The 1,015-nt window shown below is 70.2% G+C and carries 1 protein-coding gene; it reads right to left on the bottom strand.

Translation table 11 applies throughout. The features are described 5' to 3' along the window. Window position 1: 1 nt before the first annotated feature. The coding region (ispG, locus tag ABZX92_RS45950) for a flavodoxin-dependent (E)-4-hydroxy-3-methylbut-2-enyl-diphosphate synthase (RefSeq protein ID WP_355572511.1) at window positions 2–1,015 on the bottom strand (1,014 nt) is incomplete at its 5' end.

Below are 1,015 nucleotides of genomic sequence, written 5' to 3'. Positions count from 1 at the left end.
GTCACGCCTCGATGTCCACGCCCATCTCCTCGGCGATGCGGGCCGCCTCCGCCAGCAACGTCTCGACGATCTGCGACTCCGGCACCGTGCGGATCACCTCGCCCTTCACGAAGATCTGCCCCTTGCCGTTGCCCGACGCGACACCGAGGTCGGCCTCCCGCGCCTCGCCCGGCCCGTTGACGACACAGCCCATCACGGCCACCCGCAACGGGACCGGGAACCCTTCCAGGGCAGCGGTCACCTGTTCGGCGAGGGTGTGCACGTCGACCTGGGCACGACCGCACGACGGGCACGACACGATGTCCAGCCCGCGCGGCCGCAGCCCCAGCGACTCCAGGATCTGGTTGCCCACCTTGACTTCCTCGACCGGCGGCGCGGACAGCGAGACGCGGATGGTGTCGCCGATGCCCTCCGCCAGCAACGCGCCGAACGCCACCGCCGACTTGATGGTGCCCTGGAACCGCGGACCCGCCTCGGTCACGCCGAGGTGCAACGGGTAGTCGCAGCGGGCGGCGAGCTTGCGGTAAGCCTCGATCATCACCACCGGGTCGTGGTGCTTCACCGAGATCTTCAGGTCGGTGTACCCGTGCTCCTCGAACAGCGAGCACTCCCACAAAGCCGACTCCACCAGCGCTTCCGGCGTGACACCGCCGTGCTTGTCCAGCAGCCGCTGGTCCAGCGAGCCCGCGTTCACGCCGATCCGGATCGGGATGCCCGCATCGCCCGCCGCGCGGGCGATCGCGCCGACCTGGTCGTCGAACTGCCGGATGTTGCCCGGGTTGACCCGCACCGCCGCACAGCCCGCGTCGATCGCGGCGAACACGTACTTGGGCTGGAAGTGGATGTCGGCGATCACCGGGATCCCCGATTTCCGGGCGATCGCGGGAAGTGCGGCCGCGTCGTCCGCCGACGGCACGGCGACCCGGACGATCTCGCAGCCGGCCGCGGTGAGCTCAGCGATCTGCTGCAGCGTGGCGTCGACGTCCGCGGTGGGCGTGGTGGTCATCGACTGCAC

Source organism: Lentzea sp. NPDC006480, from assembly GCF_040611995.1.
Taxonomy (GTDB): domain Bacteria; phylum Actinomycetota; class Actinomycetes; order Mycobacteriales; family Pseudonocardiaceae; genus Lentzea.
This window is presented reverse-complemented; position numbering and strand designations above follow the sequence as displayed.